The sequence below is a fragment of the Acetivibrio ethanolgignens genome (genome assembly GCF_001461035.1).
In the GTDB taxonomy this organism is placed as follows: domain Bacteria; phylum Bacillota; class Clostridia; order Lachnospirales; family Lachnospiraceae; genus Velocimicrobium; species Velocimicrobium ethanolgignens.
The window spans coordinates 1-12,935 of record NZ_LNAM01000200.1; the positions used below are offsets into that span (position 1 = coordinate 1).

Sequence of the window (12,935 nt, forward strand, 5' to 3'; positions counted from 1 at the left end):
ACGTTCGGTGAACTGTTGTTCTTTTATTACTTTTCCAAAATCGGAATTTCCTATAATGTTAAAAAGTTTTTCAAACTCCTCTATAGCTTCATCACATTTTTTATTCCAAAAATCAGCAGATTCTTTTGTAAATTCTGCCATAGCTGCTATCTGCATATAGTCCAGATTATTCTCTCTCATTGTTTCCGATGTTTGACTTGTAAAGCCGTTGTATTTTGCATATTCTTTATATGCTTCTTCTCTTTTATCTGCGCAATATTCCCCATATTTTAACATAGTCAATTTATTATCCATTGTATTACCTCCATTATTTAAAAATCAATGTAAAAACATACTGTGTGCATCTTCCACCTATCCAGGTTCTACCTTCTGCAATTCCACCTACACACTTTTTAGTTCTATCATCTGCAAGTGTCAATTGTGATAGTGATATAGTGTTTATATCGGTATTAGGTACTTTTATTTGTGGGATATTCTGCATGATGTAGCATAATACATCTCTAACAGTAATTTTACCATTATTATTAGTTGCCATTATAAAGTTGATTCTTTCCATATTACATACCTCCATCCATTACCTTGCAAACACGATCCGCAAGTTCTTCCATCTGCTCCTGTGTGATATGACGGAATTTCCAACACCAGTCTATTCTATTGCATATCCAATCAATAGATTTATCATGTCAAGACTTGCAATTTTCATATGACTGCAATGCTGTGTCAATATCTGTATAATAATCACGTTTCTGTTTTGTTTTCTTCTGCATTTATCGCACCTCCTGGCAGTGCCATTTTACAGATGCCTAAATCAACAATTTTGACACTGTCACTTTTAATAATTTCCTGTACATTTTCATCTTCTAATGGATCATGTAACAATTCTTTCCATGTTGTTCTTGTATTCAACTCTATTTTATTATAGAATTTTTCCGCCTGTCCTTTTGGCATATAGTCGCTGCGATCTATATATCCAGTATCATTTCCATATCTTACAACATAATCATCCATTGTATCAACCTCATTTCCAAATAAAGCAGTAGTTCTATCTGCTTTCGTAAATTGATATTTTTGTTTCTGTTCCATCAATGTAACTTCCATCAGAAAAACTGATGCAATTATCATTTATCCATTCTTGCCTTTCTTCCTCACTGTCAAAAACTTTGATTGTTTCTTCAGTTAACCAATTTTCAACAATATATTTCATTATTCATTCCTCCATCATTTCACCAGCAACATCTATTGCATCATCCAGATTATCGCACGGTCTACAACTGCCATTTTTTAATAACTCTTTACCGTCTGATACTCTTATAACCTGTGTAACGTATTTCCCAATATCTTTATGAGGATGTGAATTAACAACAATAACAACTTTTCCGTTTCCGTCCTCATAATCATATGTTGTAAACATATTTTTTTCGTTTCCGCTGATTTTATAATCTTTGTACTTCTCTTTGATTGCCTTTATTGTCATTGTATCAACCCCATTTCTACCATAAAATACACGATTCATTTACTCTCTTACACATTCTAATTTATATCTTGCTCTTTCATACTGACCACCAAATCCCATATCACCTGCAGTTTCAGTAGCCCATTTTGCTTCTTTTTCATCTCCTGTTATGTTTAAAATAATATCATAAATATCACGAATATTATTTGTTTTCGTTTGCATTGCCGTATATCCTAACGGATTAGATTCTGAAATAATAAACATATTTATCCTCCTACACTATACCACACATACACGCTAATTTCCATAATGGATTGCGTGTAAATTTCCGCTGTCTCTCTGCTTCTCTTTGTTGTTTCCGTTTCATTCTCTTCATATATTCAAGCCTATTATCAACCTCAGTATATTCTACCATCTGTACAGGTGTTAGGCTGCTATAAGGTGTTTTTAAAGTGGTATCTATAACCTGGTTTCCGTCTGGTAGATTTACAAGTCTAAATTCAAACATTTTTCATTCCTCCGTTTCCTATTTCTGTATAAAAATAACCGCCTCTGTATCATTAGCTGTTATTACTGTTACCTTATGTAATACTCTTAAAATCTTATATTTTTCAAAACTAACTCTTTTTAACATGGTTATCAACCTCCTTTTGAATTACAATTCAATTGGTATTTTTACGCAATTAGCGGAATAGTTTTTACTTTATATCTTCCACCAATTAAATTAGTTGTTGCTTTACCTCTTGCCGTAGCTCTTACATGGTTTCTGTCTTGTTTCTCTTCGTTTTTTATTTGCTTCTTTTATTCCACATATCAATTACAGTATGTTTATTTTGTGCATATCCTGGATCAATCATTGCCATACATCCACAACAAAAGATTCTAAATCTTTCGCCTACTTGATGTTCGTATTTATCAATAACAATTTCTTTTCCACCACAAAACGGACAAGGCTTAACTTCATCCTCTTTGCACTTTGTAATTTCCCCAATAGTAAAATCATTTTTCATATATATCAACCTCCATCTATACTGTTTTTAATTTGCTTATTTCACTTGCAACTATTTGTTGTTCTAACCAATAACGCAAGCCACCATCACCGAATTTTTCAAGATAAAATTTCGCAAGTTCTTCTGTTCTGAATTTGTCTAAAGCCGTTCCTATATCTGAATAAATGCCGTTGTAAGTTTCTTTGCGGTTTCTGATTGCCTTTTCTACTTCGTTTTTTGGTTCTTCTTCTTTCTTTTTCTCTACTACAACAAGCCTATCTGATCCCATCTTTCGAGGATTAATTTTACCAGATTCAAGGCTTTTCATCATAAAAGTAATTGTTTTCCCTGTTTTACTTGGAATAATTTCCACTACTTCAGATTTATAACCATAATTCCAAACGATGACATCACCGACTTTTAATTTTTTTGTCGGTGTGCCTTCTTTCGTTCCGTAAATGCCTTGTAATTTAATTGTATTACTCATATATAACAACCCTCTTTCTATTCATAATAAAATGCTTCTATAGCTGTTCTTGTAATTCCTTTTTCGCAAATTGTTGCAAGGTGTGAAAAATAATCTAAACATAATCCATACTTTTCAAAATCTGCACTTAATTTTTCGCTTCTTCTGTTTGTACTCTCTGAAAGTTCTTTTGTGCTTCTTCTGTTGCAAGTTTTAGAATCATTTTCCAGATATGAAAGTCTTTCTAAATCTCCATTGAGCCTGTAGAAGCGATTCATTAGATGCTTTAATTCGTCATAAGGAATATTATATTTTTCCGTTGCGAATCTGTTTTCTCTTTCTCTCTGTTCTGCTATTGTTAATTTTCTCATAGTTTTTATCTCTTTCAATCTTTCCGCTAGTGTGGTAAAATTTCAGTGACTAACAATATTTTGTTTGTTAGTTGCATAAAAATAAGCACTTGCATAGTTTAGAAGGCTTACAAGTGCTTATTCTCTATTTAGAAATGAAAGATTCCTTTTATTTACAATCTTATAAAAGTGCTTTTTTCAAAATCTGTAATACCTCTTACCATATTTGTTACAAGTGTCCATATCGTGCAAGGCTTTCTACAACGTGGTTTGTATACTTCAACTGTTACTTTTGCCCAATCGCTATGAGGTAAAATTTCTTTGTCTATGATTTTTATTCTCCAATTTTCATTCATAGCTCCATAATTTATTAAGGCATTTCGCATCTGCTGTTCTATATTCATTCCATTTACCTCTCTGATAAAATAATTGTTTAATTGTTATTCTCTTTTTGAGAAAATACAGATCAGAGCCATGAACTCACGTCGGACTGGAAACCCGTCTACCGATAATCTGTATGAGATATAATAACAAGTATGTTTCGGGCTTGTGTGTTGCTGCCCGTCTTCCTTGCGTTGCCTCTCTATTTTTTTATTGTCTCCGTGATGCTTGTTATTGCTAACAAGTAGCGCATGACGCCGTGTCGCGTAGCTCTCCATCTTTTTATTGTATTTCTACAATGCTACAGCCATTTACGGACTGGCTAACGGTTTTTATTTTTATCCTGGTTAGTGTTTACCGTACTCTCCGCAGATTTCCGCACCGTCTGACTATTCCAGCCTAACTATTAGGTAGTTTGCATCCTGATATAATAAGTTTTAATAAGTAGATATATCAGCTACTCAATGGAAGAGCGATATAAAGGTAAGCTCTTCTCTTAATACCTTTTTGTAGTTCCTGGTTAACGTGTACTCCCTACAACCGTCACGGGTGATTGTTTAGCGTTGTCACTCTAACAACGTGTTACACCTATAAGGACTTATATTTTGTGACTGCCTAAATATAGGATTTTTTGATTATAAATAATAAAAGCAACCTATGTTTTGGTTGCTCTTGCGTTTCTGCTAAAAATGTTTATTAGCATACATATAACATGTATCTGTTCGCTTTTTTGTACTGGTTTTTATCGCCAGCCTTTCACGCTGCCAACTATTAGTTTAGCGTGTTCACTTTGTCTTTAGGTAGTGACAAACCTGTTTATGTCTTTTTCAAGGTTCATCTACCATATATTTTTTAATGGGAGCGATTGATTGCATGGTGATTGTCAATCGGTTATGTATTACTTCTCTATTGCTTATGAGAAATAATCATGTTATAATCACTTTGAGGATTTACAAAAGGGACTTACATTGTATTTCTACAAATGCCCTTTTGTTGGGTTTAACTGATATAGTCGATATAATCGGCTTCAGTTGCGAATAACATATAACTGTCATTCACTAAACCCATGTAACCAGTTGAAATATAATAGCCTTTCATGGTTACTACCTCCTATGTAATTATTTAAGATGTTGGTAAGTAGTAAGTGTTTGCTTTGGTTGGCTTGCTTATTGCTTACCTTTATCTTATGTACTTATTATAGTATATTATTGATATTTTGTCAAGGTTTTTCTTGATATTTTTGAAAATAAATTGATTATTTTTTGAGAATGTTATATAATGAAAAACTATAAATAAAAAGGAGATGCTGCAATATGAATAGTAAAGATATTATTAATACTGTTAATAGAATTATAGATAATCAAGATGTTAGTATGGCAAGTATTGCCAGACGATTAAATAAGTCAAGTCAAGCCTTAAATCAGCAACTTAACAATGATGATATAAAAGTTAGCAAGTTATTAGAAATTATAGAAGCTATGCATTGTGATATTACTATTACTATTACAGATAGAGCTACTAAAAAAGAATACTTAATAAAAGGAGAATAAAAAATGAGTGAAGAAAAAGTCATTAAAAGAATCGGTTTTAAAATTAATTTAGATTTAGATGAAAAAGTAAATAACTTTTGTTATAACCATAATATTAATAAGAGCGATTTTATATGTATGGCAATTAAAGAAAAATTATATAAAGATGGTTTTTTACCAAATGAAAAAGTATTTTCATTAGATGATTAATACATATTATTTATTGACTTTGTACCAGTGGAGCAGAACGAGAAATAGTTTAGTTATAGTAAATTTTTTGTTTAGTATTTGTGTTATTATTTTATAGTTGATGTGTTTAGTATTAGTGTTATTTTTGTTTAGTAATAGTAAACAAATTATTCGATAGCACCGAAGTCGAACATCGAAGTTCATAGAGTATTTTTGTTTTACAGAATATCACACTGGCCTACCGGATCATTACAGATGTAAATAATTTCACTTTACAGATAACTTTATTTTAAGTTGCAAAAATGTACAAAAAGCAAGTTATACCAAAAACATACCATAATACTACACTATTATGGTATTATTATCTTAATGTGGGGGATAGTTTACATTTAAAAACAAATAACCGGCAGCGAAAACCAGGCTATCTGTTCCATCCATACACCGACTTAAAAATTTGAAATCACCCCAAAAACACCAAAACCACTTCGATACCCACTTCGACAAGCCCCTTTAAAATCAATCATTTCACCACTTTCCACACCATCAAAAATCACCACTATCCCACAAAAAATCCTCTCAAACCCTTGAAAATAAAGCATTCCTTCGAACTCAATAAAAAATCGCATATATAATAAAGAAATAACACATTAAAACACACCTATTTACAACTAATCAATCCAACAAAACACCAGTAAAATCAATATTTTCCAGCAACACTCAATCAACCGACAACATCACTCTATCGAAGTCATATTTTTTTATCATAAATCCATATCAAACTAACATCAAAAATTTACATCAAGTCATCTATAATTATAATCATACTATCATTCAATCACAAATAATCAAACAACACTCACACCAACATTTCTTACCTGCAATCATTGGACTAAATCAACGAAAATCGACTCAAATTTCAATTAAAATCACTTCAACGATAAAATCCTTGTCTAAAATAAAAAATCAAAATTTACCCCTAAAAACTTAAATTTAACCCCATACATACACCACTATCAAAATCAACACATATCTCCAATTAAAAAGAGAATATATAAACATAGCAATCAACAATCACTTACAAACAAAAAATATTCAAAACAAAAAGGAGATAATACTATGACAAATTTAAAACTAATCACAACAGAAACTTTTGGAGATTTATCTTGTAACTTCTATCGCAATATGAATGATGATATATTGCTTACAAGAGAACAGATTGGAATTGCATTAGAATATTCTGATCCAATGGTTGCAATAGGAAAAATTCATAATCGACACAAAAACAGGTTAGATAATTTCTCATTTACCATTTTGGTAAACTGACATGAGACTTATTATTATACTGAAAAGGGTGTAATGGAAATTTGTAGATGGTCTAAAAGCAATAAAGCAGATGAATTCATGAATTGGGTATGGGATATTATAGAAAAATACAGACATAATGAATTACAACCAAACTTAGAGCAATTAACAAAGACTTTATCATCAATTACACAAACATTAGCCAATATAACAAATAATATGGTATTTATGCAGCAAGATATATCAACATTAAAAGAACAACAACTCCAAAAGAAACTACCAGAAAAGAAATACTCTCGTTGGAAAACAAATACATTCAACAAACTTAATATTCTTCTATCATATGTAAATACTCATTCAGAAGAAACTTTGAAACTATCAGAAATAATACACTTGGTAATACAAGAAACTGAAGATACATACAACATAGAGATAAATGATTATGTAGAAGCATATAAATCAGAATTCAACCTGGATAATAACCCATATGCAATAGATGTGATTAACCATTATAAAGATATAAAAGACATATTCACATTAACACTAGATTCAATTATGAATAGACTTAATCTATCAGATAACACTAAATCAGTAAGTAAAAACATATTTGATATTCTTGCAGAAGAAATAAACAATAAATCAACAGATAAGGCATCGTAAGATGTCTTATTTTTTTGCATTTCAAAATCATATCTACTCTCACGTCAAAAAGAGAATATTATTCTAGCAGCAAAACTCTATTTAACGGTATAAATTTTTACAAAACATAAAAACATATCCTCTTAACAAGACAATATGTAATTACCAATGTCAAATATACAAAACAAAATTGCATACTTTGTCAATTTTAGTAAACACAAAAAGAGAATATATAGTTATACCCATTATACCAATAGGGCATACCTTTACATTTACATCAAAACAACCTTACTTATCACTCTACTGGCAAAAAAAATATAACAAGATAAATTTTTAATCAAAAGAGAATACAAAAAAGAGAAGTATGAAATGAAAGGAAAAAAATAAAAACAACAAATGTGAAATATGAGATGCGATTTTAAATGAGTAATTTATGAACGTAGTGAATAAATTACGAATATGTTTGTCTTTATTAAATAGGTTATATCTTTATTCTGTTCAGTTGACATACACAAAAGTGTAGTCAAAATTTCAAATTTTAAAATTAGACATACACAAAAGTGTAGTTTGCTGAACTCTCGTAAAGTCACTTATCAAAAAGAGAATATATAAACATCAAACAAATATAAGGAGGAATACTATTGCAAAACAAAACAGAATACTTTACTAGATTTCCAAACAAATATATTCAAGGAAATATTAAAACCCAATTTGGTATAAGCAGAAAATTTTATATCACTTATATCCTTATTGATAAATATAGGTCTTATGAAGATTATAGCTGGATTACCATTCGTAAAGTTTTGGAGTTTTACGGTTATAAAACAACCAAACATAAGCCAAAAGCATTTTATGAAATATTAGATGTATTGGAATACATGATTAATAACAAAATGATTGAAGTTAAACAGGATTTAGATTCTCTTTCCTATGATACTGGCATTGAAATAAAAATAATATCAGAAAATTTCGATTATCCTGATAAATTTGGAAAACTTACTTCAACACAGTTTGATGTAATTATGATGGCTGACAGTTCTTTAAATAGAGAAAATATACTTATGGCATTCTTATATATCAACTCGTATATAGGATGTCGTAAGCGTAACGAAGATGGTTCTGAGAAGTCCAATGCCAAAGAATATCCAGAAGCTTTCTTTAAAAGTATAAAACATATGTCAGAAGAGTTATCTATGTCAAAGGATACAATCAATCAGTGTATGGAATATTTAACTAAATCAACTGATGAACGTGATGCCCTTCTTATAAAAAGGGAAGTAGGTAGTGTACAACCTGACAAATCTAAACCACCACAAAATGTACCTAACATTTATGTATTAAACAAAGAAGGATATGAGCAAGAAATCAAATGGGCATTAGAAAAAATAGTTCAATTATATGGAACTGATGAATTCTATCCGTTTGTAAAAGGAAATAATCAAAAATAGAAAGGAGAATAAGTAATTAGAAAATGTAAAGGAGGATTTATAAATGCGAGAAGTAAAACAATGTGACTCAAATGTAGAAATTAGAAACAAGATTTTCTAAACAGAGAATAAATAAATGTAGCCAATTAAAAAAGTCACTATTCAAAAAGGAGACAACCTTATGAAAACAAACAAAATTATTTTAATAAAGAAAAGGAGAAAATATTTAACACATGACAAGAAACTATTATACAACAGGAAACTATAAACCAGACCACTCTACTTGTGGCAGCGTAATCTATAATTATGACTTTGATGGATATGTATCAATGACAAGTATGGCAGAACGAATTATTTCTGATTGGAAATTTGATGAGCAATGTAGAAAGAATGCAGAAAATAGAGATAAAAACAAAAATTATAAGAAAGGAACTAACTAAAAATGGAAAGATTAACATACAAAAATTATATGGGATGCAAAGACATCTTAACAATCGACTTACATAATGACTACACTGTAATTGCAATTAAATCATGGAATCCAGATGAGCAAAAATATTACGTTCAACTAATGCTTAAAGAGAATACAGTTGATAAATGGGATTTAATTGAAAAAGCTGAATCTCTTGAATTTAATGTAGATTATAAAATTATCAACAAAGCAATTTTAAAGCACATTGCTACTCTTCTATCAGACGGATTTTTTGATTATTACATTGATAGATATGAGTATGAATTAAAGTGCTTTGATATTGGAAATGAAACTGTTGAAAAAGAAAGATTAGGTGATAAATAATGCCTTGCGAATATTGTCATCAATATGTGTCTCATCATCCAAGATGCCCATTATATGAACCACCAAAATCATCTCACTTCTGCTCTATTTGCAATGAAGGAATATACGATGGAGAAGAATATATTGAAAATGATATTGGTGAGTATGCTCATTGGGAATGCGTAGATTATGGTAGAGATTTAGTTAAGTTTTTGGGGTATGAAATAAAAGAGATGGATGAAGAGGATTAGAATAGAAATTCTATTGGCAAATACTTTGTTGGCGTAAAGGTCAATGGATTTAGAGAAGTATTAGATAGGACTATATACAAGTTTTATATAACCCATTTTATTAAAAATTGAATACGAAGGAGGTATCTTTTGGAGATTATTGAAAGAGATTTGCCACAATTAATTGTTGGATTGGATTCTTTGGATGAATCTGCGAATTATATTCATATTGCAGATGTTAAAGAAAATACCAACTACTACTGCCCTTGTTGTAGGGGGTTAATTAAACCAAGAGCTTACAAGAAAGATATTGATTATCAAGTGAAACCACACTTCTATCACGAAACAGGTGGGTGTAGTGATGAAACTTACATCCATTATATTTGCAAGAACTGGTTATTTGAAAAAGGATGTAAATTTATTGTCAATTCTGTTGAATATGAAGTTGACCATATTGAAATTGAGAAAACTTTACATACGTCTTTTGGTGATTACAGACCTGACATTATTGTAACTACTACTGTTGGTAAGATGTTTTATTTTGAAATCAAGGTTAGTAATAAGAAAACTGAACTGTATGCACCTAAATGGGATGAGTTAGGAAATGATGTTGTAGAGGTCGATACAAGATATTTTATCAATCAGAAATATAAGAATGGTATTCCAGAATTTAATCTTATCTATTCTGATGGCGTTTGCTTTATCAAAAGTTATTCAAGGACAGATTATGAAGGTACTATTGCAAAACGAAAACTTGAATTGAAACGCCAAGACAAACTGAATTATAAGATTCAGTGGGAACGATTGGATTGGTTTTGGATTGAAATGCAGAAATATATAGTTGGAGAAAGCACAGATGAAAATGTTTTAGAGTCTTTTAATAAATTAGATTATTCTGATAAGTTGTGGTGTTACTACACAATTAAAAGAAAATCTTGTGTCGATTTAAAAGAACCTTTCAAAAACAACATCAACCAACATTTTTTGAATATGTTAGATTCTCTAAAGAACGACAAAATAAGTATTTTGTTAAAACAAGTTTCTCCTAAAATTTATGAAGTCCAGTGTAGAACAGAATTTTTATATTTGGATTATACGTTGTTTGAAGAAGAAACAACAAAGGTGAAAGTTCAGAAAGGTGATATTCTTTCTTTGGATTATGAGGAAGATATTAGAAAAGGATTTTATCGTTTACAAGAGCATATTAAACAATGCGAAAATATCCTTAAGCATGTAAAACACATTTCCAACTTATCTTATGTAAAAAGTATTGCGCCACATAGCCATTGGGCTTCAGAACAATATAATTTTCATAATTTGTATTTTGATATTGAGTTTGAGGATTATATACACAATAAGAGCATTAAAGAAAAAATTGGGGATACAAGTATTGTTTCAAGAAATATATCTGAAAGTTTTATTGAAGAAAAGTATAACAAATATAAAAATGATAAACTGGTTGATTTGGAAAATGAAATTATAAAAACTGCATTGATGAATAATCAATTATACCAAAATGTTATATCTGAATTAATAGATATATGTAATCAGCATGATTATTTGAAAATAAGAGTATCTAATGATTATAGGCGTATTACCTTATTGAATGGGTGTACTTTAGTTTTTGAATATGAATATTATAAACAAGACTTATTTGGTGAATTTGAAAATGATATAAGGGAATTATTTGTGGAGTACATAAATAAGCAAATTGAACAATACGAGAAGATTGTTGAATATGTAGAATTGGTAAATGCTTGTAAAAATAAAATGTGGGAAATTACACATTTTGATGGAAATTTTATTACACTTTATTTATTAGAACCCTCTACCAATAAAGAGTTAAAGTTTAAATATATTTCATTGTGCAATTCAAATGATATAAGGAAAGATATATACGATAATATGAAATATCTATTAGAGTATGCAGAGAGTCAGTATGGGATAAGATTTGTGGAGGTAAGATAAATGGATAAAAATCGAAATTGTATTTACATACCAAGTGTCGATGCCAAAGATTTGTATTTGGCAAACAATTTCAAAGACGAAGAAAAAAATAAAAAAGGTTATAGACTTGTAACCAAATCAGGAAACATTAATTATAACAGATTCATCAATTCTCTCGATTTTAGTTTAGATAGTGAAAAATTAAGAGAAGTTGCAAAAGAAATTTATGGTAAGAAAAATACTTTGTCATTTAAACATAATGGTAAAGAATATAGTGATAAAGTAATTAATGTGACTTTTAAGTATAGTAGCAAGGATTTCAATAAGGTCAAGAAAAATACTTATGTTATGGACGGATATTTGTTAGATGAATTGAATTTCAGTGATAATATCGCTATTGTTTCTGATATGATTGTAGGGGTTATAGTTTCTACCCCTACTACTAAAAAAACACAATATGAATTGCCTGATGGATTTAATTACGTTGAAGATAAAGAAGGTAATTATGTTTATGAAACAAAAACAATAGGCGTAATTTATTCACGAAAAGAATTACGTGACTACTTGTATGAGCATGGTTTTAATTGTAATGGTAATCACTATATTAGATTAAAACGTACATCCGGTTCTGCTCGTGTGGGAAAGTGTTTGTTTGTTGAAGAATCATTATATCCTAAAATGCATGAATGGGAAATGTGTGGATTAGTAATTGAAAATGGTGATGAAGTTGACCTTGCTGCATTAGAATCATATATTTCTCTGCCAACAAGCAGTGCTATTGATATGATAACAATTGACCCAAAAAGTATATTAATTATCCCTGATTATGACAGTAAATTTACAGAAGACTCTATTATTGTTGAAATGAATGAGAATAAGAGAATTACGGTCAGAGAAGGAGAAATTGATATTTCAAATTCTATCTTTGATGGACAATCTTTAATTGATAAGTCTATTATGGGTGAATATGATTGCTATGGAATGATTTTATTAAGAAACAGATTCTTTAAATCTTGTTGTTTTAATACCAACATCCAGAAGTGGTTTGAAGATAATAGTATTAATGACATTTCACAGTTAAATAAAGATTGTATTACTCTTGCAACTAATATCAAAGATATAAAATTGATAACTACTCCAAATAGTATTAAATATATAAAATTTGCTCCGCTATTGCAATGGTTAAGTAAAATTGATTCGTAAGCGATGAATAATCCACCGTATGGAATTATTCATCTGCCTATGTTTTAATTAAAAG

Annotated in this window: 21 protein-coding genes; 10 read left to right on the forward strand and 11 right to left on the reverse strand. The window is 29.8% G+C overall.

Features of this window, described 5'->3' with window-relative positions; genetic code table 11:
* The 11 genes from ASU35_RS15960 to ASU35_RS16005 all read right to left on the reverse strand — a co-directional run.
* The coding region (locus ASU35_RS15960; protein WP_147525475.1) for a hypothetical protein at positions 1-294 on the reverse strand (294 nt) is incomplete at its 3' end.
* A gap of 13 nt (positions 295-307) precedes the next feature.
* Positions 308-556 (reverse strand): hypothetical protein, encoded by a 249-nt coding sequence (locus ASU35_RS15965; RefSeq protein WP_058353977.1) that lies wholly within the window; start codon positions 554-556, stop codon positions 308-310.
* A gap of 182 nt (positions 557-738) precedes the next feature.
* Positions 739-1,083, reverse strand: coding sequence for a hypothetical protein (locus ASU35_RS15970; RefSeq protein ID WP_172794664.1), 345 nt, complete (start codon positions 1,081-1,083; stop codon positions 739-741).
* A complete protein-coding gene (locus ASU35_RS19460) occupies positions 1,043-1,204 on the reverse strand; it encodes a hypothetical protein (RefSeq protein WP_156059452.1) in 162 nt (53 codons plus the stop codon). Before ASU35_RS19460 ends, ASU35_RS15970 begins: the two co-directional genes overlap by 41 nt.
* Positions 1,205-1,207: 3 nt before the next feature.
* Complete coding sequence (locus ASU35_RS15975) at positions 1,208-1,513, reverse strand: hypothetical protein (RefSeq protein ID WP_058353979.1); 306 nt, start codon at positions 1,511-1,513, stop codon at positions 1,208-1,210.
* On the reverse strand, positions 1,514-1,717 hold the full coding sequence (locus tag ASU35_RS15980; protein ID WP_058353980.1) for a hypothetical protein: 204 nt from the start codon (positions 1,715-1,717) through the stop codon (positions 1,514-1,516).
* A gap of 10 nt (positions 1,718-1,727) precedes the next feature.
* Positions 1,728-1,961 (reverse strand): hypothetical protein, encoded by a 234-nt coding sequence (locus ASU35_RS15985; protein ID WP_058353981.1) that lies wholly within the window; start codon positions 1,959-1,961, stop codon positions 1,728-1,730.
* Between the two features lie 280 nt (positions 1,962-2,241).
* Positions 2,242-2,463: a Lar family restriction alleviation protein gene (locus ASU35_RS15990; RefSeq protein ID WP_058353982.1), complete on the reverse strand. Its 222-nt coding sequence runs from the start codon at positions 2,461-2,463 to the stop codon at positions 2,242-2,244.
* 16 nt (positions 2,464-2,479) lie between these two features.
* Complete coding sequence (locus ASU35_RS15995; RefSeq protein WP_058353983.1) at positions 2,480-2,929, reverse strand: hypothetical protein; 450 nt, start codon at positions 2,927-2,929, stop codon at positions 2,480-2,482.
* Between the two features lie 17 nt (positions 2,930-2,946).
* Positions 2,947-3,279 (reverse strand): hypothetical protein, encoded by a 333-nt coding sequence (locus tag ASU35_RS16000; RefSeq protein WP_058353984.1) that lies wholly within the window; start codon positions 3,277-3,279, stop codon positions 2,947-2,949.
* 152 nt (positions 3,280-3,431) lie between these two features.
* On the reverse strand, positions 3,432-3,662 hold the full coding sequence (locus ASU35_RS16005) for a hypothetical protein (RefSeq protein ID WP_058353985.1): 231 nt from the start codon (positions 3,660-3,662) through the stop codon (positions 3,432-3,434).
* Positions 3,663-4,952: 1,290 nt separating this feature from the next.
* Between ASU35_RS16005 and ASU35_RS16010 the strand changes: the two genes are divergently transcribed.
* From ASU35_RS16010 to ASU35_RS16060, 10 genes are all read left to right on the forward strand, one after another.
* Positions 4,953-5,189, forward strand: coding sequence for a helix-turn-helix domain-containing protein (locus ASU35_RS16010; RefSeq protein ID WP_058353986.1), 237 nt, complete (start codon positions 4,953-4,955; stop codon positions 5,187-5,189).
* Positions 5,190-5,192: 3 nt separating this feature from the next.
* Entirely contained in the window at positions 5,193-5,378 is a 186-nt protein-coding gene (locus tag ASU35_RS16015) for a hypothetical protein (RefSeq protein ID WP_058353987.1), read from the forward strand.
* 1,095 nt (positions 5,379-6,473) lie between these two features.
* Positions 6,474-6,680, forward strand: coding sequence for a hypothetical protein (locus ASU35_RS16025; protein WP_058353989.1), 207 nt, complete (start codon positions 6,474-6,476; stop codon positions 6,678-6,680).
* 33 nt (positions 6,681-6,713) lie between these two features.
* Positions 6,714-7,319: a hypothetical protein gene (locus tag ASU35_RS16030; protein ID WP_058353990.1), complete on the forward strand. Its 606-nt coding sequence runs from the start codon at positions 6,714-6,716 to the stop codon at positions 7,317-7,319.
* Positions 7,320-7,939: 620 nt separating this feature from the next.
* Positions 7,940-8,746, forward strand: a complete 807-nt coding sequence (locus ASU35_RS16035) for a hypothetical protein (RefSeq protein ID WP_242861305.1) — start codon at positions 7,940-7,942, stop codon at positions 8,744-8,746.
* A gap of 212 nt (positions 8,747-8,958) precedes the next feature.
* Positions 8,959-9,165 carry a hypothetical protein gene (locus ASU35_RS16040; RefSeq protein WP_058353991.1) on the forward strand — a complete coding sequence of 69 codons (207 nt, stop codon included), beginning with the start codon at positions 8,959-8,961 and terminating at the stop codon, positions 9,163-9,165.
* Positions 9,166-9,167: 2 nt separating this feature from the next.
* Positions 9,168-9,521: a hypothetical protein gene (locus ASU35_RS16045; protein WP_058353992.1), complete on the forward strand. Its 354-nt coding sequence runs from the start codon at positions 9,168-9,170 to the stop codon at positions 9,519-9,521.
* On the forward strand, positions 9,521-9,751 hold the full coding sequence (locus tag ASU35_RS16050) for a hypothetical protein (RefSeq protein ID WP_058353993.1): 231 nt from the start codon (positions 9,521-9,523) through the stop codon (positions 9,749-9,751). Before ASU35_RS16045 ends, ASU35_RS16050 begins: the two co-directional genes overlap by 1 nt.
* A gap of 129 nt (positions 9,752-9,880) precedes the next feature.
* A complete protein-coding gene (locus tag ASU35_RS16055) occupies positions 9,881-11,698 on the forward strand; it encodes a competence protein CoiA family protein (RefSeq protein ID WP_058353994.1) in 1,818 nt (605 codons plus the stop codon).
* On the forward strand, positions 11,699-12,880 hold the full coding sequence (locus ASU35_RS16060) for a hypothetical protein (RefSeq protein ID WP_058353995.1): 1,182 nt from the start codon (positions 11,699-11,701) through the stop codon (positions 12,878-12,880).
* Positions 12,881-12,935: the final 55 nt, after the last annotated feature.

Coding starts and splice junctions, on each gene's coding strand:
- ASU35_RS15965 (WP_058353977.1), bottom strand. CDS start 556: ATGGAAAGAATCAACTTTATAATGGCAACTAATAATAATGGTAAAATT.
- ASU35_RS15970 (WP_172794664.1), bottom strand. CDS start 1,083: ATGGAACAGAAACAAAAATATCAATTTACGAAAGCAGATAGAACTACT.
- ASU35_RS19460 (WP_156059452.1), bottom strand. CDS start 1,204: ATGAAATATATTGTTGAAAATTGGTTAACTGAAGAAACAATCAAAGTT.
- ASU35_RS15975 (WP_058353979.1), bottom strand. CDS start 1,513: ATGAATCGTGTATTTTATGGTAGAAATGGGGTTGATACAATGACAATA.
- ASU35_RS15980 (WP_058353980.1), bottom strand. CDS start 1,717: ATGTTTATTATTTCAGAATCTAATCCGTTAGGATATACGGCAATGCAA.
- ASU35_RS15985 (WP_058353981.1), bottom strand. CDS start 1,961: ATGTTTGAATTTAGACTTGTAAATCTACCAGACGGAAACCAGGTTATA.
- ASU35_RS15990 (WP_058353982.1), bottom strand. CDS start 2,463: ATGAAAAATGATTTTACTATTGGGGAAATTACAAAGTGCAAAGAGGAT.
- ASU35_RS15995 (WP_058353983.1), bottom strand. CDS start 2,929: ATGAGTAATACAATTAAATTACAAGGCATTTACGGAACGAAAGAAGGC.
- ASU35_RS16000 (WP_058353984.1), bottom strand. CDS start 3,279: ATGAGAAAATTAACAATAGCAGAACAGAGAGAAAGAGAAAACAGATTC.
- ASU35_RS16005 (WP_058353985.1), bottom strand. CDS start 3,662: ATGAATATAGAACAGCAGATGCGAAATGCCTTAATAAATTATGGAGCT.
- ASU35_RS16010 (WP_058353986.1), top strand. CDS start 4,953: ATGAATAGTAAAGATATTATTAATACTGTTAATAGAATTATAGATAAT.
- ASU35_RS16015 (WP_058353987.1), top strand. CDS start 5,193: ATGAGTGAAGAAAAAGTCATTAAAAGAATCGGTTTTAAAATTAATTTA.
- ASU35_RS16025 (WP_058353989.1), top strand. CDS start 6,474: ATGACAAATTTAAAACTAATCACAACAGAAACTTTTGGAGATTTATCT.
- ASU35_RS16030 (WP_058353990.1), top strand. CDS start 6,714: ATGGAAATTTGTAGATGGTCTAAAAGCAATAAAGCAGATGAATTCATG.
- ASU35_RS16040 (WP_058353991.1), top strand. CDS start 8,959: ATGACAAGAAACTATTATACAACAGGAAACTATAAACCAGACCACTCT.
- ASU35_RS16045 (WP_058353992.1), top strand. CDS start 9,168: ATGGAAAGATTAACATACAAAAATTATATGGGATGCAAAGACATCTTA.
- ASU35_RS16050 (WP_058353993.1), top strand. CDS start 9,521: ATGCCTTGCGAATATTGTCATCAATATGTGTCTCATCATCCAAGATGC.
- ASU35_RS16060 (WP_058353995.1), top strand. CDS start 11,699: ATGGATAAAAATCGAAATTGTATTTACATACCAAGTGTCGATGCCAAA.